Raw genomic sequence first — 24,427 nt, 5'->3', positions numbered from 1 at the left:
GGATTGTCACCCGTCCAAACGGCTCGGCGAGACATGAAACTCAGACGCACAAAAAAATCCCAATCTGCGGCATCGCTGCCAGAGATCCTCCCGACCCAACCACCCTCCGCGAAGGACGCGCCCTTGGTCGTCGTCGGAATCGGTGCCTCGGCGGGTGGCCTGGAAGCCTTGGAGCAGTTCTTCAAGGGCGTGCCGCCTGAGAGCGGTCTCGCCTTTGTCGTCGTTCAGCACCTGGACCCCACGCGGAAGGGGATCATGGCCGAACTGTTACAGCGTGGGACTTCCATGCCCGTGGTGCAGGTCAAAGACCACACCCGCGTCCATTCCGATTGCGTATACATCATCCCACCCAACAAGGACCTTTCGTTGCTGCACAACGTCCTGCACCTGTTGCCACCCACGGGCGCCCGAGGACTACGCCTGCCTATCGATTTCTTTTTCCGGTCGCTGGCTCAGGATCAGCAGGATCGGAGCGTGGGCGTCATCCTCTCAGGAATGGGTTCCGATGGAACACTCGGCCTGCGCGCAATCAAGGAAAGACGGGGGCTGGTCGTGGTCCAGACGCCAGCAAACGCGAAGTTTGACGGCATGCCCCGCAGCGCTGTCGATACCGGTCTCGCCGATATCGTGGCACCCGCCGAGGAACTGGCAGGCAAGATCCTGACCGCCGTGAACCAGGGTCTCAGTTCGCCAGGTTTGGATTCGCCTGAATCGGAGCCTCTTCACGGCAGTTTGCAAAAGGTGGTGACGCTGCTGCGCGCACGTTCAGGCCACGATTTCTCCCTCTACAAAAGAAACACGCTCTACCGTCGGATCGAGCGTCGAATGGGTATCCATCAGATCGACAAGATTTCTGTCTACATCCGCTACCTGCAGGAAAACTCGCAGGAGCTGGACCTCCTTTTCAAAGAGCTTTTGATCGGCGTGACGCAATTCTTTCGCGACCCGGAAGCCTGGCGAATCTTGGCGCAGCAGGCGCTTCCGGAGCTTCTAGCAGGCCGATCCTCCAGCCATCCCCTGAGGGCGTGGGTGGCAGGCTGTTCGACCGGAGAAGAAGCTTACTCTCTTGCCATGATCTTCCGCGAGGCGCTTGACGACATCAAACCCAAGGGAAACCTCACCCTTCAGATTTTCGCCACCGATTTGGATCGCGATGCCATCGACAAAGCACGACGCGGCACTTTTCCAGCCACCATCGCATCGCAAGTCTCCGCAGCGCGCTTGACCCGGTTCTTCAGCAAGGAGGAACAATCGTATCGAGTGCGCAAAGAAATCCGAGAAATGGTCATCTACGCGCCGCAGAACCTGATCATGGATCCGCCCTTCACCAAGCTGGACATCCTGATCTGCCGAAATCTGCTGATCTATCTGAGCCCTGAGCTGCAAAAGAGGCTGATACCCCTGTTCCACTACAACCTGAATCCCGGCGGACTGCTATTCCTAGGCAGTTCAGAAACAGTTGGCAGCTCCAGCGAGCTTTTCGCGCCCGTGAGCACCAAGGTGAGGATTTACCGCAGAAATGCGTCAGTCATTCGTCCTGAACCCCTCTCCTTTCCTTCTCCACTCAGCACTGCCTCGATACCAAGCGCCTCGGCTGTGCAGTCGCCCTTATCGCCTCCCAACCTACAAAGCCTGGCCGATCAGCTGATTCTGCAGCGCTACGCTCCGCCAGCCACCCTGGTGAACACCAAAGGCGACATCCTGTACGTGAGCGGGCGCACGGGAAGCTACCTCGAGCCAGCCGCCGGCAAGGCCAACTGGAACATCTTCGCGATGGCTCGCGAAGGCCTGCGCTACGAACTCGCCAGCGCCTTTCAGAGAGCGCTTCGAGAACCTGGCCCCGTCCCCTTTCGCGGTTCTCTCGCCGGTGAGAAAGAGGATCACCGCTCCATCGAGGGCACTGTGGAGCGAATGGAGGACCCCGGTCCCCTCCAGGGGGCCCTGATGATTATCTTTCGGGACCTCCCGACAACGGCACTCACCGTTCGCCCATCACATCCTTCGAAATCCATCCGCCACCAGGCGAAGGTGGCGGAACTGGAGCGGGAGTTGCACGAGGCGCGGGAAAATCTACGGATCCTGCGCGATGACCGCCAGTCCTCGCAGGAGGAGCTCACCTCTGCCAACGAGGAACTCCAGTCCACCAATGAGGAGCTGCAGTCCACCAATGAGGAGCTCACGACCTCCAAGGAGGAGATGCAATCACTCAACGAGGAGCTGCAGTCCGTGAATGCCGAGCTCCAGTCCAAAGTCGATGATCTTTCCCGGGCGAGCGACGACATGAAAAACCTGTTGAACAGCACCGATATCGCCACGTTGTTTCTCGACCGCGACCTCCACATCCGACGCTTCACTCCTCAGACCGCCAAGATTATCAAGCTCATCCCCAGCGACATCGGGCGTCCCATCACTGATCTAGCCTCCGAGCTGGAGTATCCGCAGCTCGCCGCCGACGGACATTCCGTGATCGACAGCCTGGTGGCGCAGGAGAAACCCATCAGTTGCAAGGACGGCCGATGGTTTACGGTGCGCATCATGCCTTATCGAACACTGGATGACCGGATCGACGGCGTGGTGATCACCTTTGCAGACATCAGCGCGTCGCGTGCGACGGCCAGAAAGCAGAAAGCGGATCACGCGATTCTGGCCAAGCGCTATGCGAAACACGTGGGCAAGCTGGCAGAAAAAGCGCGCAGTCGCCGGGCGAGTGGAGCCCCCCCCAAGTCGTCTCCCAACGCTGAGACCATCATCCCGTCCGGCCCTCCTCGCAAAAGGTCCAGGTCATGAAACCAAAGCCTCCCATCAGCTCCGCCGAAACCAACTTGCGAGCACGTGCGGAGGCAGCATTGCGCGACCAGCATCTCAATCGCTCCTCCTCCTCCTCGTCCGATGCCGACCGCGCGAAACTCATCCACGAGCTTCAAGTGCATCAAATTGAGTTGGAGATGCAACAGGAAGAACTGACCCACACGTGCGACCGGCTGGAACTGGAACGCGAAAAATATAGTGACCTCTACGATTTCGCACCGGTGAGTTATCTCTCCCTCGACCGCGAAGGGGGAATCGCAGAGGTCAATCTCACCTGCACGCGGCTGCTCGAAACAGAGCGATCCAAGCTGCTCCACCGTCCATTTAGCCGCTATGTAGAAAGCAAGGACCAGCAGGTTTTCGGAGCGCTCCTCAGAACACTGTTTGAACTAAAGTCGCGGGCCAGTTGCGAGCTGGCGCTTTGCCGCGCGGGTCGGGCGGCGGTGGAGGTTCGGATCGAGGGTCTGGCCACCGCCTCCGGTCGGGAGTGCCGACTTGTGCTCACGGACATCACCGAACGGAAACGGACAGAGGCGCAGCAACTGGTGCTCGGAAAGCTGGAATCAACCGGCATCCTCGCGGGAGGAATCGCGCATGATTTCAACAACTTGCTCTCGGTGATCTTGATGAACACGGAAGTGGCTCGCTGCACGCCCAGCTGCGAGCCTGAGGCCGCCAGCCATCTGGACGCTGCGATGAAGGCGCTGCTCCTGGCTCGCGGACTCACGCAGCAGCTCCTCACCTTTGCCAAAGGCGGCGCACCAATCCGCACTCCGACCGAGGTGGGGAAAGTCATCGAAGAATCGAGTCGACTGGCCCTCGGAGGACGTCCGCTCCGTTACCATATCCAGGTGGAGGACGACCTGTGGCCGGTTGAGGTGGATCCGGCTCAATTGGGCCAGGTCGTCCGCAATATCGTCCAGAACGCGGCCGAAGCCACGACCGGTGACGGCCTGGTGGAGATCCGCGCCGTGAACCGGAGTCTCACGCCGGACAATGGGGCGGGGCTTACCGCCGGATGCTACATTCAGGTGACCATTGCTGACCAGGGTACGGGCATCCCCCCAGAGGTCCTCGGGCGGATTTTCGATCCCTATTTTTCCACCAAGGAACGCGGGGCCCAGAAAGGCATGGGCCTGGGATTGACGATCTGCCATTCCGTAGTCCGGATGCACGAAGGCACCATCCGGGTTGAATCCAAACCCGGCGTCGGGACCACGTTCCACATCTATCTCCCCGCTTGCGATCGACGGATGCTGACATCGTCGTTGTCGCCCACCTCACCCGCCGGGACCGGTGGCCGAATCCTGGTCATGGAGGATGAGGCCGAAATCCGAAAAATCCTGGGGACCACTCTCCAGCGAATGGGTTACACCGTTCAACTGGTGGAGGACGGGTTGGGTGCGCTCAGCGCCTATGAACTCGCTCGTTCCTCAGGAAATCCTTTCGCAGTGGTACTGCTGGACCTCACCGTCCGGGGTGGAATGGGCGGCAGGGAGACCATCCTCGCTCTCCAACGCATCGATCCGGGGGTGAAAGCCATCGTCATGAGCGGCTACTGGGAAGACCCGATGGTCCAGAGCTATGCGGCCTACGGCTTTCAGGCCGCCCTGGCCAAACCATTTGAGGCTACCCAGCTCCGCGCCCTCATCGACCAAATCCTCACCAGTCGCCCGGCGCGTCAGCACCGATCATGAAGGCATCGTCGCACACTCCCGGAAAGCATTCAGCGCTCCGTCGACAAGCGGAAGCGAGATTGAAGCAAGCCGAAGCCCAGGGGCGGACCCCCTCTCGCTGGCCCCCCCGTCCCAAGCACAGGGCTCAACGGACCAAGCGGGCGAGCACAGCAACAGCGTACCAACAAGGTACCGACGCTGAGGGAGCGCTCCACGAACTGCAGGTTCACCAGATCGAGCTCGAAATGCAAAACGCCGAGCTGCAGGAATCGCGAACCCGGACGGAGTTGCAGGTGGATAAGTACACCGATCTCTATGACTTCGCGCCCGTCGGCTACTTTTCACTCGACGAGAAAGCGACGATTCTGGAGGTCAATCTCACGGGGGCCGCCATGCTGGGGCTGGAACGCTCTGGGCTGACGAGGCGTCGACTACTCTCCTATCTGGCTCCCGAAGGTCGCCCGGGCTTTCTCTCATTTCTCAAATCTGCCTGCGCCGGCGCGGACAACCCGTCTTGCGAAGTCCTGTTTCTCAGGAAGGACGCCACTCCACTCTGGGCTTTGCTCCGAGGGACACGCGGCCACGGCCCGAGCCGCACCAAGCCGTGGTGCCGCGTCTCCGCCTCGGATGTCACCTCGGTGAAGCTCGCCGAATCGGCTCTTCGCCAGAACCAGGCGATGCTGTCGGCCATCATCCGATTGGCACCTGTGGGGGTCTACATCGTGGACGATCGATTCCGCCTCCAGGAGATGAATCCCCTGGCGACCGAGATCTTCAAGAGCACTTCCCAGCAGACCGATCGGAGCTTTTTGACGGTCGTTCGCTCCCTCTGGCCGAAGCATGTCGCCGAGGAAATCGTCAACCGTTTTCAGCTGACTCTCAAAACAGGGGAGTCTTACCTCTCGACCGCGTTCACTGAAGTCCGTCGCGACACCGGGATGGTAGAGTCCTATGAGTGGCAGCTGCAACGCATCAGGCTCCCCGCGGGACATTTTGCGGTGGTTTGCTTCTTCAACAATATCACCGAGCGAAAGCGCGGCGAAGCCGCTCAGCAGCGCTTGGCCGTGTTGGCTGCTTCGAATGAGGGATTGAGGGCCGAGGTCCGACGACGCAAGCAAAGCGAGAAGGCTCTCCAATCCAGCGAGAAGCAGCAGCGCGAGATGCTCGAGCAATCGCAGGAGCTTCAGGAACAACTGAGGTACCTCGCGCGCAAAGTCATTCGCGTGCAGGAGGAGGAGCGACGGAGCATCAGCCGCGAACTCCACGACATCATCGCCCAAGCGCTGACTGGCATCAACATCCGGCTCGCCACCCTCAAGGCTTCAAGCCTGAGCGATGGAAAGCTGCGCAAGTCCATAACCGATACCCAGCACTTGGTGGAACAATCGGTCGATGTGATCCATCAGTTCGCCCGCGAGTTGCGACCAGCGGTGCTCGATGACCTGGGCTTGATCCCCGCCCTGCAGTCCTTCCTGCAAAGCTTCGCGGAGCGAACCAAACTCGTCACGCGACTCAAAACCTTCCCGGGCGTGGAGAAGCTGGACGCCGCCACCCGCACCGCCCTCTTTCGAGTGGCTCAAGAATCCCTTACCAACGTCGCCCGCCATGCGCAAGCCACCCAGGTGACGGTCACGCTCGAGCGGGTGGGCTCTCGAATCCGAATGCGAATCGCTGACGATGGCCAGGCGTTCAAAGCGGATGGATGGGTGCTTGCCACTCGCGGAAAGCACCTAGGCTTGCTAGGCATGAGGGAGCGCATCGAAATGGTCGGCGGACGGTTAAGCATCAAGGCTACACCTGGAAAGGGAACAGTGATCGAAGCGACCGTCTGCCAACGCAAGCCACATCGTTCCCCTTCCAAGCTTGCCGCGAAGAAGCGGGTATCAGGGACTCGGACACCATCACGGTGACCTATGGCGGTGGCCGGACGTACGTCCGACGCATTTAGGCCATCAAATCCAGTGTAACTTTTGGGCAGGCGGCGGCTCACTACCCACTGTCAACACGGTCGGTTGACCGAACTGACAGTATGAGCATTAAGAATCCGCAGCGATCCGGTTCAGAGCCTTCCCCCAGGCCGAATGTCCCCCCCCATTCCGCGACACCCGCGTGCCCAGGCTCCGCCGACTTCACCCAGAACATTGATTGGCAGGACTTTCGCGACCATCTGGCCACCGCGGACAAGGACGGCAGCCGTCGCTGGATCTATCCCAAGAAACCCAGCGGAAGATTCTATCGCGGGCGCACGTACTTGAGCTGGGCGCTCCTCACGATCATGTTCGCTGGTCCCTTTATCCGGATCAACGGCAACCCCCTGCTCATGGTCAACATCATCGATCGGCGATTTTCTATCCTGGGTCAGATTTTCTGGCCCCAGGACACCTTCATCTTCGCGGTCGCCATGCTCATCTTTTTCATGAGCATCATGGTTTTTACAACCGCGTTCGGCCGCCTCTGGTGCGGTTGGACCTGCCCGCAGACTCTGCTCATGGAGATGGTGTTCCGGAAGATTGAATACCTGATCGAAGGAGACGCCCACCAACAACGCGCGCTGGACCAAGCTCCCTGGACCGTGCGAAAGCTCCTGGTGAAAGGAGCAAAACAAGTAGTGTTCTTCGCCCTCTCCTTTCTGATCGGAAACACCCTGCTCAGCTACATCATCGGGAGCGACCGGCTGATCGCGATCGTGACGGACGACCCACGACGGCATCTCTCCGGGCTGACCATGATGATCGCCTTCACTTTGATCTTCTACGCGATCTTCGCCCGGTTCCGCGAGCAGGCTTGCACCTTTATCTGCCCCTACGGAAGGTTTCAATCGGCTCTGCTCGACGAAAACACCCTGGTCGTGAACTACGATCACAAGCGCGGCGAGAAAAGGGCCCCATTGCACCGGGATCAACCGATTCAAAAGCGGTCCGAGTTGGGTGCCGGCGACTGCATTGACTGCCACCAGTGTGTGTCGGTCTGTCCGACCGGCATCGACATCCGAAATGGCACGCAGATGGAGTGCGTCAATTGCACGGCCTGCATCGACGCCTGCGACTCCGTGATGGAGAAGATCCATCGACCCCGGGGCTTGATCCGATTTGCCTCCTCGAACAACATCGAACGAGGCGAGCCTCAGCGTTTCACCCCGCGGATGAAGATCTACTCCGTGGTCCTGAGCGGACTCATCACCCTCTTCCTCGTCCTGCTCTTCACGCGCGCCGATGTCAAAACAACACTCTTCCGGGCTCCGGGAGCCATGTTCCAGCAAACTGCCGATGGGAAGCTGAGCAACCTCTACACTCTCAAGATCGTCAACAAAACCAGCCATGATATCCCCATCGAACTGCGGCTCCACCACCTCGATGGGAAACTGAACGTGATGAGTGGCAGCAAACTCCTGCTACCCAAGGAAAACCTATTGCAGAGCTCCGTGCTGATTGAGTTGCCACCGAACGTTCTGACCGGCGTGAACACTCCGATCCAAGTAGGTGTTTATTCGGGGGACAAGCTGCTGGAAACGGTCAAGACCATCTTCGTGGGACCGCGTTGAGACAAGTCCGACGAAATCTCCGAAGGACGTCTCGCAGGTATCAGCCGCTTGCCTTTCCTGGTCCTTGGTAGCCCCGTCCTAAAGGACGTTGAGGTTAAAGCCCGCGCCCAGCGCGCCTTTCGGACCGCCGCCCCTGCCCCCTTGACCCTAGTGCTGCGTTCCCGAAACCTTCAGTGGCTGCCCCGGCTTTAGAGACTGTAGAAACCGTCCTGGTCGGCGGTGATCTTGGCATCCCGTCTCGCGGGAGGAATCCCTACACCTCGGAGCGGCCGATGTCGAATCCGGGTGTCGCGGACGGCATGATGTTGGGAATTATTCAGTTTCAATGGGAAAACAATTGAAGCCCAACTCCTAGAATAGGCTTGCGCGCTTCACGCATTTTCAACAGGATAACTCATACCGGGAGTTCCCAGTTTCCACCCGGTGGCGTAATCACTGCCTACTCCCCGGGCACGATTCATGGGACCTCCCTGCAGTTGTATCCAACCGAAAAACTAATACGGTGCCTATGAAAAGAAAACAATCGAGCTTAACCACCGGGGTCGCGCTGCTCACCTGCCTGATGGCGGGATCAGCTTCGGCCGCGGTGACTCCCTACTCCTGGATTCGAGCCGGCGAAGCTGGCCTGATGGCAGATTCCAGCGGAAGCAATCATCCTTTTAACGCCGCCTTCTCGTCTGGGTGTCAGGACGGCGCAGGTGGCGGAGGCCTCACGGCTGCCGTCATCTCGGCGGTCGCCGCCGGCGGCCCGCTGGGAGGAACCAGTGCCACCAGTACCTTCTCCACGCGATGGGGGTCTTTCAGCTGTGGCAACTCTGGAATGTGGATTCAAGGTCCCAACAATACCGTACCTCCCGCCAGCCAGTGGAGCCTGCCCGCCACCAACTGGGTCATGGAATGCTGGGTGCTGCCTGTGGGCAACGGCGGCTCGGGGAATCGCCAGACCTCTCAGTTCATGAGCACCGGCACCGGACACTTCGGCGGAACTCCCCGCGGAGCAGCCTTCCGTACCACGTACAATGCGGAAACGGACACGGTGATCATCTCGGCCCATGCCATCGGACCCACGCCGGAAAGCAATTTCCAGATCGGTGAACCCGCGGTGTCCGACAAGACCCGCTGGATCCATGTGGCGGTGGTGAATGACAACGGAGTCAGTACTTTTTACGTCAACGGGGTGCCTAGCGGAGATGGTGCCGCGTACGACCAGGGTCCCATCACCGGGACGGTCCCCTATATCGGTTCCGGACAAGACACCGGCAACCCCTTCAACGGCTATCTGGATGAGTTGCGCTATTCAACCTTCGCTCCGGGCGCCTTCCAGCCCAGCGATCTCCTGGTCCTTCCCGCAGGACCCGGCTTCATCAAGCGCCCTGAATCCATGACCGTCTGGAGCGGCGGCCCTGCCCCGTTCGAAGTCATCACGACGCTCAGCCCGGACAACAGTTTCCAGTGGAAGCGCGACGGAGTCGATCTTCCCGGTGAAACCCTTTCCGAATACTACATCCCCGCGGTCACCGCGGCGGACAGCGGCAAGGTCTACAGCGTCTCGGTAAGTGATGGAACGGTCACTACCACCACGCCGGATGCCACCCTGACGGTGGTTCCGAACCAGACCGAGAACAACGAGTTCTTCCGCAGCGCCATCCAGGCCGAGTCGAGTCTTATCGCCTTCTTCCCAGTGGATGGGGACGGCGGCGGCAACCTGACCAACGTCAAGAACGCCGGCGCGGGCGCGGAGCTCAAAGGCACCGCCTCCTTCGACGGCCGCTCCAACCGATCCTACGGACAGCGCGCCCTCAGACTGAAGGGTGACGGAGATGCCATGCTCGCGGCCAATACCGGTTTCGAGTTCACCGACGGCACCGGCACCATCGAAGCGCTCGTCTACCTGGACAGCCCGGTGACACAGAATCCAAAAACGCTGTTCTCCGTGGCGGCCAACCCCGCCACGGTTTATTACGCGTTCGAAGCCAGCCCCGATGGCACCGCGCTCGTCTATCGCAATGACGCAGCCGTGACCGCCAGCTGGTCCGTCTCGCCCTCACTGCTGGGTCGCCTGGCACACGTCGCCTTCGTCTTCACGGCCGGAAAAGTGACGGCTTACGTCGACGGTGTCTCCCTGGGTACCAAGGATCATGCTAGCTTCGGCACCACCTCGGGACTCCAAGCCAACATCGGCTCCATCGGTGTCAACAACGAAGGACTCCCGGCGAATGCCTGGAACGGCACCATCGATGAAATCGCGATCTACAGCGATGCTCTCTCCGAGAGCGCCATCGCCGTTCACAACTCCCGTTTCATCTATGGCACCGCGGTCACTGCCCCCACCATCCAAGCCTCCCCCTCCGGCACGCGTAACCTGCTGGCGGGCGGCGCCCCCGTGTTCCGCGTCAACGCCTCGGGAACAGCTCCCTTGTCCTACCAGTGGAAGCTGAACGGAAATCCTATCCTGGATAATCCATCAGCCGCCACGGCTTCGTTCACTGTGATGAACTCGACCGTTGCCTCCTCAGGTGAGTACACCGTCACGGTCTCCAATCCCCAAGGCAGCATCACGAGCGATCCGTTCACCGTGAACTTCGCGGCCCCGCCGGCCGACGACAAGTACGCCTCCTTCGTGCTGGCTGACCACCCGGTCAGCTACTGGCGACTCAACGAGACCGCCGGAACTGTTCTCAAGGATTACGCCGGCGGACATGACGGCGTCTATGCCAGCACCGTTGGTCTCGGCGTGCCCGGACAGGACACAATCCCTGACTTGGCCGCGACCTTCAGCGGCTCCGCCAGCCCCGTCGCCAATGCCGTGGTTCCTTACACTCCCAACCACAACCCGACCGGACCGTTCTCGGTTGAGTTCTGGGCTAAGCCGAATGTCTCGGGCAACATTGCCCGTGCAGTCATCGGCACCCAAAACCGTAACACCGGCCGCGCCGGCTGGGCGGTTTACCAGGGCTTCAACGTCAATGGATGGGAAGCTCATCTCGGCTTCGCTGAAACGGTGCTCTTCATTCAAGGAAGAACCGCCCCGACGGCCGGCCGATGGGACCATGTCGTGGTGACCTGGGACGGGAACACCATCGCCAAGATCTATGTCAACGGCGTGGATGACACAGCCAGTGCAACGGTCAACGGACCGCATCGAAACAACCTCAGCCAGCCGCTTGAAATCGGCAGCCGCTTCAACGGATCCGTGCCCTACAACGGTACGATCGATGAAGTTGCCTTCTACCAAAGCACGCTGAGCGCCGACCAAATCCGGCAGCACTGGAGCGCGTCGTGGGTAAACCCAGTCATCACCCAGCAGCCTCCGGAAACCCTCAATGCAGTGGAAGCCAGCACCATCACCATCGCGGCCACCGTGACGGGCTATCCCAACACCTTTCAATGGTTCAAGGATGGCGTCGCCATCGAAGCAGCGAACAACCAAGATGGCACCCCTCACTACCCCCAGGGGGTCACCTCTCCCACCCTGGTGATCGCCCAGGGAACTCTGGAAGACTCGGGCACCTACCATCTCGAGATCAGTCATCCCCTGCTGAACCTCACCACGGTCAATGTGGCGCTCACCGTCGCGGCTGATCTGACGTCTCCCACCATCCAATACGTGACGGCCGATGCCAGCGCTTCCCGCGTGCGGGTCGCCTTCGACCGATGGGTGTCGCCCGACACCGCCGGCGTACCGGCCAACTACGTCTTCGACAAAGGCGTAACCGCCACCGGCGTGGCCTTGACCACCGATCCCGCCGTCCTCGACGTGATCACCACCGGACTCGCGCCCAACACCTCCTACACCCTCAGCATCAGCGGGGTGAAGGACCAACGCGCGAGCCAAAACCTCATTCAACCGAACAGCACGACCTTCAAGTCTTACGTGCTGACACCGGGAACCTTGGCCCTGGACTTCTACGCCAAGATCCCCGGCACTAGCGTTGACAGCTTGCGCACCGACGCGCAGTACCCCAACGGGGTCTACACCAACCTGGTTCTCACCAACTTCAGCACCCTGGCGCTGACCGCCGGGGACTGGAATAGCAACCCGGCGTTTGGACCTCGCAACCTCGGTTCGGACTACGGCGTTCGCATCTATGGTTGGATCACTCCTCCTAAGAGCGGCAACTACACGTTCTTCCTCCGAAGCGACGACGCTTCCGAACTCCTCCTCAGCGGTGACGAAAGCACGGCGACCACCCAGATCGCCTTCGAAGCCGCCTGCTGTGAAGGCTTCAAGGAGCCGGCCGAAGGAGTCACCGAAACCTCCGCTCCGCAGGCGCTGATCGGAGGACAAAAGTACTTCATCGAAGTCCTCAACAAAGAGGGCGGCGGCGGAGACTTTGTCGAAGTGGCCTGGCGAGAAGAGACGGACACCACCCCCGCGGGTTCCTTGAAACCGATCCCGGCCGAGTTCCTGTCCTCGCTCGCTCCGGCGCCTCAGGCCCGGTTCAACGCCCCGGTCCTCGCGGGCGGCCAAGTCGTGATCAGCTGGGTCGGCACTGGAGTGCTCCAGGAATCGACCGACCTCACCACGTGGACTGCCGTGGCCGGAAACCCGGCCAGCCCTTACCAGGCTGCCACACCCGGAACGCGCAAGTTCTATCGGATCCAGGAATAAGCCTGATCTGACCTAAGTTCACCCGGCCGTTGGATCCTGTTCGCAGGATTCAACGGCCGGTCTGTTTTCACCCTCACCGCCCCCTCCCTCTTTCTCAATCTCACCAGATGCTTGGGGGCTGGCCCCAGGTCCATCAGGGAGATTCGGAGCCATTCTCATCCGCGTGAACATCAGAACACACACTGTTCGCAGTCAGGACTTTTCTGAGGGAAACAATCAGAGGGAAAATTTCCTGGTTCGCATCGGCCCCTTGACGATCGAAGGCGGCCTGCTCCAACTCGCAGATCCGACGATCTTGCAGAAAAATTCCGTTGGTGAACCACACAATGAATGGCCAGAACAACTCGATCAAACCCGGAACAGAAGGCCGTTTGATCATCATGAGACCAAAAGTGCGATTGGTGCGCTGCTCCAGGTCCTGCGGAACATACACGTTCCACAAATCGAGGACGGGCTTCTGGCTGCCTCCCGTGGTAAACCGCAGCAACTGGTAAGGGTATTTAGTCAGGATCGTCATGACATCGCGTGAGTCCTGCCCCGATGTTTTTCGTTTGCCCAACATGAGCTTTTCTCCCAAAGGCTGTTTCCCTCGAGGACGGGAAAAGGTGTAGTCCGCTTCGATCCAATCATTCCCCACACGCGTGTCCAGCAAGGTGGTCTTGATGCCGCCCATCAGGCTGCGGTGCAGGAACTGATGGTTCATATCCATGAGATTCTCGTGCATGAAGGTGAAGTGGCACCCCACTATGCTATCCAATCGACGGGTTTTATAATCGGGATTCGCAGCGGTCGGAATTTCGGGAAAGTCGGCCCGATTCGGACTGGCCACATCGCCTGGAAAAATAAAGATCATCCCATACGCTTCCCGACACGGATAGCTGCGAACATTCCCGGGGCGAAGGCTGCATTTTTCCAGATAGGGAACCGCCACGCACCGGCCGTCGGCATTGTACTTCCATCCATGGTAGGTGCACCGGATGCATTCGTCCTCCACCACCCCCAGATGCAGCGGAACCTGGCGATGCGCACAACGGTTCTCGAGCGCAAAAACATCTCCCGCTTCACCCCGGACCAGAACCACAGGTTGCCCGGCAAACGAGGTGGCGTGCGCCTTGCCAACTCGCAGTTCGCGCGACCATGCCACGGGATACCAAAAATCGGGGCAGATTCTCACTTTGCGAATATCAGGCTGCGTCAAGGTATTACGCCCCACGTCGGGGGAGGGTAGGGTTTGGGTGGACATAGCGGCTCTCGGTGTGGTGGCTGGATCGATCAACATTCGTTCATCGGGTTGCGTTGGCGCTGCCTCCAACGGATATTGTCCACGGAACTGCAACATTCGTGCCGAAACGAAATCCTTCTCCCCCCCGCCCCACGGGGTCCAGAGCGCTCAACCGTTCGGAAGGAAGTGATGTTTCGTCGTTCAGGTTCCGAAGGCTCCCAAAACAGCACCGGACGAAATATCCTAGCTCCGATGCCTGACTGCCACTGCGCCTTTCGCTGTCAGTTGTGCTGGACAGTCTGCACGTCTCGCATTGCATTTTGCGGGATGACCAATGTCTCGCATTGCATTTCGCAGGTTTTGCAAAAACTAAGACTTGCTTAAGTTTCTCAAGAATCTTGCGGTCAGCCGGATCTAGGGTTGATTTGCCTCGGAAAACGAGCTTTCCTGCTGTTACCGGAACGGAAGGCTCTCAACGATCAGTACTTAGCAATGCTCTAGCCAACCATGTCGGCACGGAAGCCAAGCCACCTCCATCGCTGCCCGCTGCTACTGGCCGCCATTGTCGCGACCAGCGACATCGTTCTTGTCTTAAACTTGCACGCCTCTGGCCCAGCGGAAGCAACCTCGGCGGAGGCTGCCTCGCCCGCGGCCCAACTCCGGCAGCACTACGTCATCGCGGGCTTCATTGTCCTAGCCCTCCTCACCGCGAGCTATTGGTTTGTGAAGGCTCAACGCCAAGCCCGTGCAGAGCTCGATCGGTTCTTCCAGCTCTCGCTGGACTTCCTCTGCATCGCCAGCACGGACGGCTACTTTAAAAGGGTCAGCCCGGCAGTGACAGATATTCTCGGTTGGACGCCGAAGGAATTCATGGCTGAACCGTTTCTCTCCTTCGTGCACCCGGAGGACCACCAAGCCACACTCCGCGAAGTGGAAAGGCAGCGCACGACCGGGGAAAAAGTGCTCCGTTTCGAGAACCGCTACCGACACAAGGACGGGAGCTGGAGGGTTCTCTCCTGGAGGTCCGTGCCTCAACCGGATGGGCTCATGTATGCCACCGCACGCGACGTAACCGACACCAAGCAGGCAGAAGAAGCGCTCCGCGCAGCCAACGAGGAGCTCCAAAAGAGCCGTGCCCAGCTCCAAAGCCTGTTCGAATCGCTTCCAGGCCTCTATCTGGTTCTGACGACGGATCTCCAGATCATCGCGGTGAGCGACGCTTACCTGGCCGCGACCCTGACCCGACGTGAGGCCATCTGCGGCCGTCACCTGTTCGACGTGTTTCCTGACAACCCCGACGACCCCGGCGCCACCGGTGTCTCCAACCTCCGGTCGTCCTTGAATCGAGTGAGACAAACGCGGACGACCGACACCATGGCGATTCAAAAGTACGATGTACGTCGTCCCGACGGCAGTTTTGAAGAACGGTTCTGGAGCCCGGTCAATCGTCCGGTGCTGGGAGCGGGGGGGGAAGTCCAGTTCATCATTCATCGGGTCGAAGACGTGACCGAATTCGTGCTCAGCAAGCGAGGGAGCACGACGCCCGCGCGCGAGAGCGATGATCGAAGTCGAGCAAAGCTCGTCGCTCGGATGGAGCTAATGGAGGCTGAAATCTTCCAGAGCTCGCAAGCGGTTCAGACCGCCAACCAAAAGCTGCATGCAGCCAACCAGGAACTGGAGGCCTTCTCCTACTCCGTCTCCCATGATCTCCGCGCCCCGCTCCGTCACATCAATGGCTACGTGGAAATGCTGGGAGATCACCTCGGCAGCTCGCTCAGCGACAAAGGACGGCGCTACCTCAGCATTGTTTCCGAGTCGGCCGCGCAGATGGGACAGTTGATCGATGATCTGCTGGCCTTCTCACGAATGGGCCGCCAGGAAATGAAACTGGGGACGGTTGATCTGAACGTGCTGATCCCCGAGGCCCTCAACACCCTGCATCCCGAAACCCAAGGACGCCAGATCGATTGGAAGATCGGAGCTCTCCCTGCTGTCCATGGCGATCAGGCAATGCTCCTCCAAGTAATCGTGAACCTACTGTCGAACGCGGTGAAATACACCCGTCGCCGAAGTCGCGCGGAGGTTGAAATTAGCCTGGTGCACGAAACATCCGAAGAGGTGGTGATTTCGGTCCGTGACAACGGCGCGGGGTTTGAGATGAAGTACGTCGACAAGCTGTTCGGCGTTTTCCAGCGGCTCCACCGGCCAGAAGAGTTCGAGGGCACCGGCGTCGGCCTGGCCAATGTTCGCCGCATCGTAACCCGGCATGGCGGAAGGGTCTGGGCCGAAAGCGTTATGGACGCCGGGGCAACATTCTATTTTTCGCTACCACCCGCAAAGAAGCCTTAAACTATGACTGCCATCGGAAGGATATTGCTCGCCGAAGACAACGCGAACGACGTGGAACTCGTCTTGAATGCCCTGGAACAAAACCATCTGGCTAATGAGGTCATCGTGGCGAGAGACGGGGCTGAAGCGCTCGATTACCTCTTCCGTCGCGGGGCCTACGCGAACCGCATTGAAGGCCTGCCGGTGGTCGTGCTGCTGGATTTAAAAATGCCCAAGGTGGATGGACTCGAGGTTTTGCGTCAGATCAAGTCCGATCCTACTCTGAAACGTGTCCCCATCGTGATGATGACCTCCTCACGCGAGGAACAGGACCTCTTGCGGAGCTACGAGCTGGGAGTGAACTCGTATCTCGTCAAGCCGGTTCGCTTCCAGCAATTCGTCGAGGCGGTGAAGAGCCTGAGTGTGTATTGGGTGCTGCTCAACGAGCCTCCCCCCGGCGCGCTCGCCAAACCCCTTCCAGTCGGCGGCCTGTGAGAAAGCACGCAGTCCAGAAGACCCCATGAAAGAAATGCTGCGAATCCTCCATCTCGAAGACAACGCCCGGGACGCCGAGCTGATCCACTCCGCGCTGCAGGGCGCCGGCATCGTCTGTGAATGGGTGCTCGTTGCGGGGGCGGACGATTTCCAATCCGCCCTGGGTCAGGGCGACTACGATCTGATTCTCTCGGACTATGCACTCGCGGGTTATGACGGCATGTCCGCGCTCGACCTAGTGCGTGGTTCCAATACGGATGTTCCGTTCATCTTTGTGTCCGGGACCCTGGGGGAGGAGGCGGCGGTGGAGAGCCTTAAAACCGGCGCCACGGATTACATTCTTAAGCACCGACTCTCGAAACTGGTGCCGGCCGTTAGGCGCGCCCTGAATGAAGCTGAGCAGCGAGCGGCCCGGAAGCAGGCGGACGAACGTTTGCGGCTGCTCGAAACGGCCATCCAGCAGGTCACGGAGTCCATCATCATCACGACGGCAGATCTCGATAGCCCAGGACCCCGAATTGTCTTTGTGAACCCGGGCTTCACGAACATCACCGGCTATACTGCCGATGAGGTCCTGGGCAAGACCATGCGGATCCTCCACGGCCCCAAAACCGACCAGAACCTCATCAGCCGGCTCCTGGACAGCCTGGCACGAGGCGAGGGGTTCTGCGGCGAAACGATCCACTACCGAAAAAACGGCGAGGAGTTCCACATGCAGTGGTCCACGGTTCCGCTGCCGGACGGCCAGGGTCGTATCACCCATTTCGTCGCCGTCCAGCAGGACGTGACAGAGCGCAAGCAGAACGAGGCCAGACTTCTCCGCGCTCAAAGACTCGAAAGCATCGGGGCCTTGGCGAGCGGAATCGCCCACGATCTGAACAACATCCTGGCTCCCATCATGATGTCCGCCCCCATGCTGCGCTGGAATCTGCCAGCCCACGATTCAGAGGAGATCCTCACCTCCATTGAAACAAGTGCCCAACGAGGGGCCGAACTGGTCAAGCAGCTCCTGCTGTTCGGACGCGGTATGGAAGCGAAGCGCTGCACCACCGATCTCAAGCATTTGATCCGCGACCTGCTCCAGATGATCCGCGAAACCTTTCCGAAAGGCATCATGATCGAGGCCAGGGTATCTCCCGAACTGTGGACTGTGCAGGGGGACGCCACTCAGCTCCATCAGGTGCTGCTGAACCTGTGCGTGAACGCGCGGGATGCGATGCCCAGCGGGGGCAAGATCACTTTATTGGCTGAGAATCTCCGGCTCACTCCGAGCGCCACCCAACACTCAGGGGAACCTGGCGTGGGAGACTATGTGCGGCTACGCGTCCGGGATACCGGAACGGGCATCCCGGCAGGAGTGCTGGAACGCATCTTCGATCCATTCTTCACCACGAAGGAGCCCGGCTCCGGCACCGGGCTGGGATTGTCGACGGCTTTGGGTATCGTGAAAAAACACGGTGGATTTTTGGAAGTCCAAAGTCAGGTCGATGAAGGCAGCACCTTTTCCGTCCATCTGCCCGCGACGCCGGGAGTCACGGCGCCGGCGTTGGACCTGCAGCCTTCCAAACCGCTGACGCAGGGCAACGGCGAACTCGTTTTGGTCGTCGATGATGAGCCCGAAATCCTCAAGGCAACCGATCAATATCTCACTCGCAACGGCTATCGGACCCTCCTGGCGCGTGACGGCGTGGATGCCCTCGTCCAATTCACTCAACGGCAAAAGGAGATTCAATTGCTGGTTACCGATCTCGAAATGCCTCTAATGGATGGGGTCGCGCTGACTCGGGCCATCCGAAAACTGAACCCGTCCATCCAGGTGGTGGTTTCCAGCGGAATCGCCGATGATCGCAACTGGCTGGATCGCCTGGCCGAGTTGGCGGAATCCGGGGGGTACGCCTTGCTGACCAAACCGTACGGTGTGGAAAAGCTACTCGACACGCTCAAGGAGGCTTCCAGCAAACCTTAAGTCACCGCTCAGCTGTCCCCCCTCGCGCAGAACCCTCGGGCCGTACCGCTTCAGGGAAGAAGCGCGCCGTCCAGCTGGCGTCCCCACTTGTACGTCGGATCCCCGAACCCGCCTACCCGGAAGTTACGCCAATCCTCCGCCTCTCCTGGTGCGGTGACAATCGATGCCAGAGCGGAGTTCAGATGCGTCCGAGCCGCCACGAGGGTCAGGGCATCCAACTTCGACTCCAATTCGAACGCCAGGCTGGAGGCGCGAGGGATTCGGCTGTGCGCCGCCAGCGATGCCAGAATCCAGGCTTTGGGCAGGTTCGTAGAGTCCACCGAACCCTGGACGTAAAGATCCGCCAGGTTCAGCTGAGCCGGCGCCCAATGTTGCTTCGCGGCGGCTCTAAACCAATACAGGGCCTCGTTGAGATTGGTGGTCCCGCCGATCCCTTGGAGATGCATCTCCCCCAGTCGGTTCAAAGCCAGCGGGTCCTTCTGATCCGCCGCCTGCGTGTAGCAATAGATCGCGCGTCCCACATTCTTGGGAACCAACTCGCCCTTCCAATAAAGTTCGCCGAGAAAGCCGAGGCTGTCCTGCATAAGATGTTCGCGCTTTTCCCTGAGCCAGCTTGGGAATGACTTTCCCGCCGGGAACGAGGCCAGCCCCAGCGCATAGAGCCGGAGCAATTCGCGATTCGCGCGGCGATGGCCTGCCGCCGCCGCACGCTCGTACCAGCCGATCGCCTCCGGAAACGAAGCCGCCGCGCCCTGCCCCCCCTCCACCGCCATCCCGTAACGATACATCGCCCAGGCATTGCCTTTCTCAGCAGCCGCTCGAAACCAGCTAGCCCCCTTGGAGCGGTCCACCGGAGTGTTGCTACCATTCCAAAACGAGACGGCCAGAAACAGCATCGAATCGACATCGCCCTTCTCCGCGCGACCTAGCGCATCGGCCAGGGAGGCCGGGTCGGGCCGGAAATGGGCGGAGATATAGCCGGTGTCACGGATGTTCTTAAGCAGGCTCGCAGCTTCGGTGTCCCCGGCATCGATCGCGCGCTCGAGCCACCGAATCGCCTGCCGCTTTTCATCTTCCGAAGCTTTGTTCCCGGCCAGCATGCAAAAAGCGATCTTCCGCATCGCTTCGGCATTACCCTGTTCTGCGGGAACCCGAAACCATGCCGCAGCGCGATGGAAATCATTTTTGGACCCATAGTAAAAGGAGTTGCCCATTTCAAACTGAGCCTCGACCAAACCTTGTTGAGCCGCCTTCTCATACCACTCGATCGCGATCTCCTGATTACCCACGACGACACCCTGCGATGTCAAAGCGCGTTTGGAATAGGCTGATCCCAGCAAGAATTGGGACTCCCGATCTCCTGCCTCGGCAGACGGAATCAATAATTGAATTGCCCGTTCCGGATCGCGCAGGGAGCCCAGCGAATTCACGTACACATACACGCGAAAATGAAGAGCGGGCTGGAAACCCTGCGCGGTGGCCTTCCCCAGCCACTCATCCGCTTCCTTGAGCGCGGCCTGGGTCCTGCGGTAGTCCACCAACAGGATGCCCAGTTCAGTTTGTGCCGGGGCATATCCCTTCTCGCTGGCCCGGCGCAGCCAGCGCTCGGCTTCAGCCAGATCATCCAAGTGTTCCAGCCGCCCAACATACTCGAGTCCGAGCGCGGTCATGGCGGCGACATTCCCCTCGGCCGCCCCACGCTGAAGGGCCGCCAGTCCTTTGCGCCGTTCGGTGCGAACTTCCTCCGAGATCCCACGATAATTGATTTGTCCCGATGCAGCCTGAAGAAGGGTCACGCAGGCGACCACGGCCAGCACGAATGGATGATTGAGAGGATTCACAACGAGTTAGGGTTTGGTTAGAGCCTGCAACCCGGAGGGGGCGTTTGTCGCCGTACGGTTGAGCTGATAGATCTGTTTCAGGCGAGCGGCGACCTCTGGCGGATCCCAAAGCCGGTTGGAATTAGAATCGTAGGAGGGAAGCTGCGGGAGTTCCGGGTAGATGCGATTACCGAAACCGTCGGACGGGGTGGCCCGCTGGACAAACAGCGTGGTGAGGGTCCAGGAAATCTCGCGAATAGAGAGCTTGCCGTCCTGATCCAGATCGATGGAGTCAAACCGATGCAGCGGCCAAAAACCACCGACCGTATTGGGGAACTTTTCGTGCATGGCCTTCGCCTCCACCCGGCTGACGCCGCCATCGCGGTCGAGATCATAGGGAAGCAACAAGGGCTCCGCTTGAGCACGCAACGCTGCATACAGAAGGTGCTGCTCCGTGAGGTCCAGCTCCTGATTGCGGTTGACATCCACGAGAAACAAACGCACCGCAATATGAGGAGCGTACGCTTCCCGCTCGATGTCCATCGCCCTCAGCTCGTCGAGATCCAGACGGCCGTTGGCGTCCAAATCAAATTGGCTGAACAGAGTTTTCACCACAGCTGGGTCTCGGAGCGTGGCTTCGGCCAACTCAAAAGGAAGGCTGGCCCCACTCGTCGGCGTGCCCCCCGCAGCCTTCGCGGAGGACTGGGAAAGCATGAGTTGCGCGCCACCCAAATTGGCTTTGGCCAACAGGTGCCAGGGGTAAGTTTCCGGCTCCCGAACCATCAAAGATCGAAGCGCTCCCACGCTCAGATCCGGACGCATGACTTCGGGGGACTGCGCAGCCAGGGCCAGGATGAAGCCCAGCTGCGGATCTTCGTCGAGCGGAGAAACCAATCCGATGAGTCGCACACAATTGGAGTAGCTGCCTGCTACGAAGGCATCCAGGATACGTTCCTTGAGTGACCAACTCGACACCTGCAAATCAAGCTCCGCTCGGTCCGGCTGAGAGTCCACCCAGGAGGATCGAGGAGTCGCGTAAGCGCGTCGACAATCCACCCGCCCGAGTTGAAAGCCATCGCCTGAGTTGAAGGGCGAGTTGAGTACCCACAAATAGCCATTCCCCAAGGCGATCGGACTGCCGATACTGGGAACCGGCACATAACCGATCCACTGCCGCGTGGGCTGGTGCATCAGCATGAACCTTCGACCATAGCCCATCGGCTCACCTCCAGCCGTGACAACCCATAAAAACTCTCCGTCCCCCCGCACGTCCTGGATTGGTCCGTTGATCCGGCTGAGTGGACGAAAGGGATGGTAATTCGTCTCGCTGGCATGGCTCTCACGCTGCCGCTTGCAATAGCTGGCAAACGCGGAGAAGTTGTCGAACGCGGGATACTGAGGTGAGGGCGCTTGAAAACCCCCAAACCGATTCGAGGCGTCGTAATGCATCAACCCGTATTGCCCTGCAACCCAGATTCCCCCGAAGCAGCTGGGCTCGATGAGCGAGGCAAAGCCCTCAGGAGGGACTCCTTCCCTGAAAAGCTGAGGCGTGATGGCCTGAAGCGCGCTTCGCTCGATGAATCCAAAGTGACGGTTCGACGCCAAAAAAACGCCGCGAGCCGAAGACACTAATCTCCCGCCTCCCATCACGGGCGGCACCGCAACCGCGTTCCACTGTCCCGACTTCAGATCGAGTTGCGCAATCTCTCGGTCGGACGCAACCACCAGCCCCCCCTCATGCCAGGTAAACCCGAGCAGCGGGCTTCGAAAACCATCTGGCAAGTTATATCGCCGACCCGCTTCCAAAGAACGGGGATCCACTGAAACGATAAAATCACCCGCCGCCCAAAGTCGATTCTCATGCCAGGCCAATCGTTGGAAGCGATTGGTTAACGGCAAAGAAGCCACTTTCCTGGTTCGCCCAAGCGCGGGGTTGAACGCCCAGATCCGAGTCACAGGGACTTTCGCAAGGCCCAGCTTAACCCCCAGGTTCCTCTCGCGCTCGAGATCCTGCACCTCTTCCTCCTGGCCGAGCAGCAGGAAGACTTCATCGCCTCCGCAGACCATGTCGATCAGGCCTTTGACCGACGACAGTCCCTCGGGAGTAAAGGATTCGATCGGCAAGTCCAGGCGAGGAGGAAGCGAGGAAGCCATTCGAAGATCCGTTACCACGGTCTTATCGCTGTCGACGGCTCGAGGAAATCGGGGAAGATTGGTAAAGGAATAAGGATCGGCCGCGACGGGGGCGGCCGACGACGGGGACGGCTGGCGTGGAATCGCGTCGCGCCGGGTAGCCGTCGCGTTCACCCCCGCGATCTCCTGACTTAAGGCAACCACCTCGGAAGCCGTCAGAAGTCGATCAGCTATCATCCACTGTCCATCGGCCGGCGTGTAGTCCGGAGCTCGCAGCGTCAGTCGGGCGCGCTGAAGGAATTGGCGTTCCAGTCGGACGCCTAGAGCCTGCACAATGCTGGGCGGAAAATCACCGAATGTCTGCGAGCCGATGCGAACGGTTTCGACCAGCTTCAAACTGGACAAAGCCAGCTGGTGGAGTTTACGGGCTCCCAACACCTGCAGCGTTTCCGCTCGTTGAGGGTGATCGGCGGAGGTAAACTCATCCAACAGCATCTGCCACCGGTCATGCATTTCAAGATGCTCCCGAAAACTGGGCTGACGTGGGAGCCCCGTCACGGCATCGTAGGTAGCACGGAGAACTTGCGCCCGAATCGACGGGACCTGCCACCCCAATTGTGCGGCAATCTCCAACCCACCCACATGCTCCAGCCAACTCAACCGACCGTCATAGTCAGCGAGATTGTAGGAACGCTCGCCCGACCACTCGCTGACCAGGGACGCGAACCGTTGGATGGATCCCTCCGGAACTTGTTGGGGTGCTCGGTTAGTCGCCAGGCTCAAAGCTCGTTTGGTGAGTTCCTCCGCGGCTTCGACCAACTCGGCGTTGCGCAGGTTAGTGCGGACCTCCAGGTGAACTCGACCCAGAACATCCAGAATGGCAAAGCGTAAGTCGTAGCGATCGGTCCATCCCGCATCCGGACCGGATCGGGCGAAGACGGCGACATTGGTGGCATTCACCACCACATAGCTCGAATTGAGGCGGCTCCAATCGCGAGACTCAGAACCCAGCAGGCCGCTTCGGATCAACCGGGCTTCCTCACGGCCTTGCTGATGCCGAGAATGCCGCCAGGAGCGGAGCCCCGTTTTGGACTGCAGTTGACGCTGAAATGTGTCGGAGATCAGTTTAGGAACATTGGGCGGGTGCATCCCCTTTTGCGGTTGCAGCTGGTTGAAGGTCGTCACCAGGGCGATGGAAACCAACTGACGTTGGTGTGCCGCTAGGTCGCCGGCAGCGCTCAGCAACTGCCGCGTCACCCCGGCAACTCGATCCAACTCCTCGAGCACCGCCTTGGAATCCTTGCTCAGTCGGGCGTTCAAGACCAGGTTGGTCGAGATCAACAGCTCGCCCCGACGCGGATTCACAATCTCCATGACCAGGGTAGAACCAGGGCCTGAACCGTCCTCAAAGCGTCCCGAAATGAGCAGGTCGCATTCACTCCACCGTCCCGCTCGGGCCTGAGATTCCAAATTCCCAAAACCTGATTTCGACAGTTCCAGTTCCTCCTTCAACAGGTGAAGCTCAGCCCGCTCCACCCACTCCACTCCATCAAACTCCATGACGGACGCGAACAACGCGTCCGAGAATTCGCGAGCAGTAGTCGCGGCACGATACGAGGTGCCATCGACCGAGAAGGGAGCGAAGGCCGCCTTCAGCCTTGCCGTGGGTGGAGTGGCACCTTGGGCGGAACCCATCGACAGCCAGCAGAAGGCCGCGATCAGAATGTAGGCATGCCGGAGCACGCGAGCGAGCGCGACGGCACCACCCGCTCGCTGAGGGGGCGGATCAACGAGTCTCAGATCGGGTAGCATAGAGGAAATCATGG

At 59.8% G+C, this 24,427-nt stretch carries 11 protein-coding genes; 8 read left to right on the top strand and 3 right to left on the bottom strand.

Annotated features, from left to right (window positions below; all coding sequences use genetic code 11):
• Positions 1-33 precede the first annotated feature (33 nt).
• The 5 genes from JNN07_07945 (at position 34) to JNN07_07925 (ending at position 12,637) form a co-directional block, all read left to right on the top strand.
• Complete coding sequence (locus tag JNN07_07945) at positions 34-2,787, top strand: PAS domain-containing protein (GenBank protein ID MBL9167658.1); 2,754 nt, start codon at positions 34-36, stop codon at positions 2,785-2,787.
• A complete protein-coding gene (locus JNN07_07940; protein ID MBL9167657.1) occupies positions 2,784-4,505 on the top strand; it encodes a response regulator in 1,722 nt (573 codons plus the stop codon). Before JNN07_07945 ends, JNN07_07940 begins: the two co-directional genes overlap by 4 nt.
• 224 nt (positions 4,506-4,729) lie before the next feature.
• Complete coding sequence (locus tag JNN07_07935) at positions 4,730-6,394, top strand: PAS domain S-box protein (GenBank protein ID MBL9167656.1); 1,665 nt, start codon at positions 4,730-4,732, stop codon at positions 6,392-6,394.
• A gap of 119 nt (positions 6,395-6,513) precedes the next feature.
• Positions 6,514-8,025 (top strand): cytochrome c oxidase accessory protein CcoG, encoded by a 1,512-nt coding sequence (gene ccoG, locus JNN07_07930; protein ID MBL9167655.1) that lies wholly within the window; start codon positions 6,514-6,516, stop codon positions 8,023-8,025.
• A 508-nt stretch (positions 8,026-8,533) separates the two neighbouring features.
• On the top strand, positions 8,534-12,637 hold the full coding sequence (locus JNN07_07925; GenBank protein MBL9167654.1) for an immunoglobulin domain-containing protein: 4,104 nt from the start codon (positions 8,534-8,536) through the stop codon (positions 12,635-12,637).
• Positions 12,638-12,770: 133 nt separating this feature from the next.
• On the opposite strand, the gene JNN07_07920 is transcribed toward JNN07_07925, so the two are convergent.
• On the bottom strand, positions 12,771-13,880 hold the full coding sequence (locus JNN07_07920; GenBank protein MBL9167653.1) for a Rieske 2Fe-2S domain-containing protein: 1,110 nt from the start codon (positions 13,878-13,880) through the stop codon (positions 12,771-12,773).
• 486 nt (positions 13,881-14,366) lie between these two features.
• Between JNN07_07920 and JNN07_07915 the strand changes: the two genes are divergently transcribed.
• Genes JNN07_07915 through JNN07_07905 form a run of 3 tightly spaced genes read left to right on the top strand, consistent with a single transcriptional unit; the run spans position 14,367 to position 18,648 of the window.
• Positions 14,367-16,208 (top strand): PAS domain S-box protein, encoded by a 1,842-nt coding sequence (locus JNN07_07915; GenBank protein MBL9167652.1) that lies wholly within the window; start codon positions 14,367-14,369, stop codon positions 16,206-16,208.
• Positions 16,209-16,211: 3 nt separating this feature from the next.
• Positions 16,212-16,682: a response regulator gene (locus tag JNN07_07910; GenBank protein MBL9167651.1), complete on the top strand. Its 471-nt coding sequence runs from the start codon at positions 16,212-16,214 to the stop codon at positions 16,680-16,682.
• Positions 16,683-16,707: 25 nt separating this feature from the next.
• Positions 16,708-18,648, top strand: coding sequence for a response regulator (locus tag JNN07_07905; protein MBL9167650.1), 1,941 nt, complete (start codon positions 16,708-16,710; stop codon positions 18,646-18,648).
• A gap of 50 nt (positions 18,649-18,698) precedes the next feature.
• On the opposite strand, the gene JNN07_07900 is transcribed toward JNN07_07905, so the two are convergent.
• Positions 18,699-20,489 (bottom strand): sel1 repeat family protein, encoded by a 1,791-nt coding sequence (locus tag JNN07_07900; protein ID MBL9167649.1) that lies wholly within the window; start codon positions 20,487-20,489, stop codon positions 18,699-18,701.
• 6 nt (positions 20,490-20,495) lie between these two features.
• Complete coding sequence (locus JNN07_07895; protein ID MBL9167648.1) at positions 20,496-24,425, bottom strand: hypothetical protein; 3,930 nt, start codon at positions 24,423-24,425, stop codon at positions 20,496-20,498.
• Positions 24,426-24,427 lie beyond the last annotated feature (2 nt).

The sequence above is a fragment of the Verrucomicrobiales bacterium genome, assembly GCA_016793885.1.
Taxonomy (GTDB): Bacteria; Verrucomicrobiota; Verrucomicrobiia; order Limisphaerales; family UBA11320; genus UBA11320.
This window is presented reverse-complemented; position numbering and strand designations above follow the sequence as displayed.

Coding starts and splice junctions, on each gene's coding strand:
- JNN07_07945 (MBL9167658.1), top strand. CDS start 34: ATGAAACTCAGACGCACAAAAAAATCCCAATCTGCGGCATCGCTGCCA.
- JNN07_07940 (MBL9167657.1), top strand. CDS start 2,784: ATGAAACCAAAGCCTCCCATCAGCTCCGCCGAAACCAACTTGCGAGCA.
- JNN07_07935 (MBL9167656.1), top strand. CDS start 4,730: ATGCAAAACGCCGAGCTGCAGGAATCGCGAACCCGGACGGAGTTGCAG.
- ccoG (MBL9167655.1), top strand. CDS start 6,514: ATGAGCATTAAGAATCCGCAGCGATCCGGTTCAGAGCCTTCCCCCAGG.
- JNN07_07925 (MBL9167654.1), top strand. CDS start 8,534: ATGAAAAGAAAACAATCGAGCTTAACCACCGGGGTCGCGCTGCTCACC.
- JNN07_07920 (MBL9167653.1), bottom strand. CDS start 13,880: ATGTCCACCCAAACCCTACCCTCCCCCGACGTGGGGCGTAATACCTTG.
- JNN07_07915 (MBL9167652.1), top strand. CDS start 14,367: ATGTCGGCACGGAAGCCAAGCCACCTCCATCGCTGCCCGCTGCTACTG.
- JNN07_07910 (MBL9167651.1), top strand. CDS start 16,212: ATGACTGCCATCGGAAGGATATTGCTCGCCGAAGACAACGCGAACGAC.
- JNN07_07905 (MBL9167650.1), top strand. CDS start 16,708: ATGAAAGAAATGCTGCGAATCCTCCATCTCGAAGACAACGCCCGGGAC.
- JNN07_07895 (MBL9167648.1), bottom strand. CDS start 24,425: ATGATTTCCTCTATGCTACCCGATCTGAGACTCGTTGATCCGCCCCCT.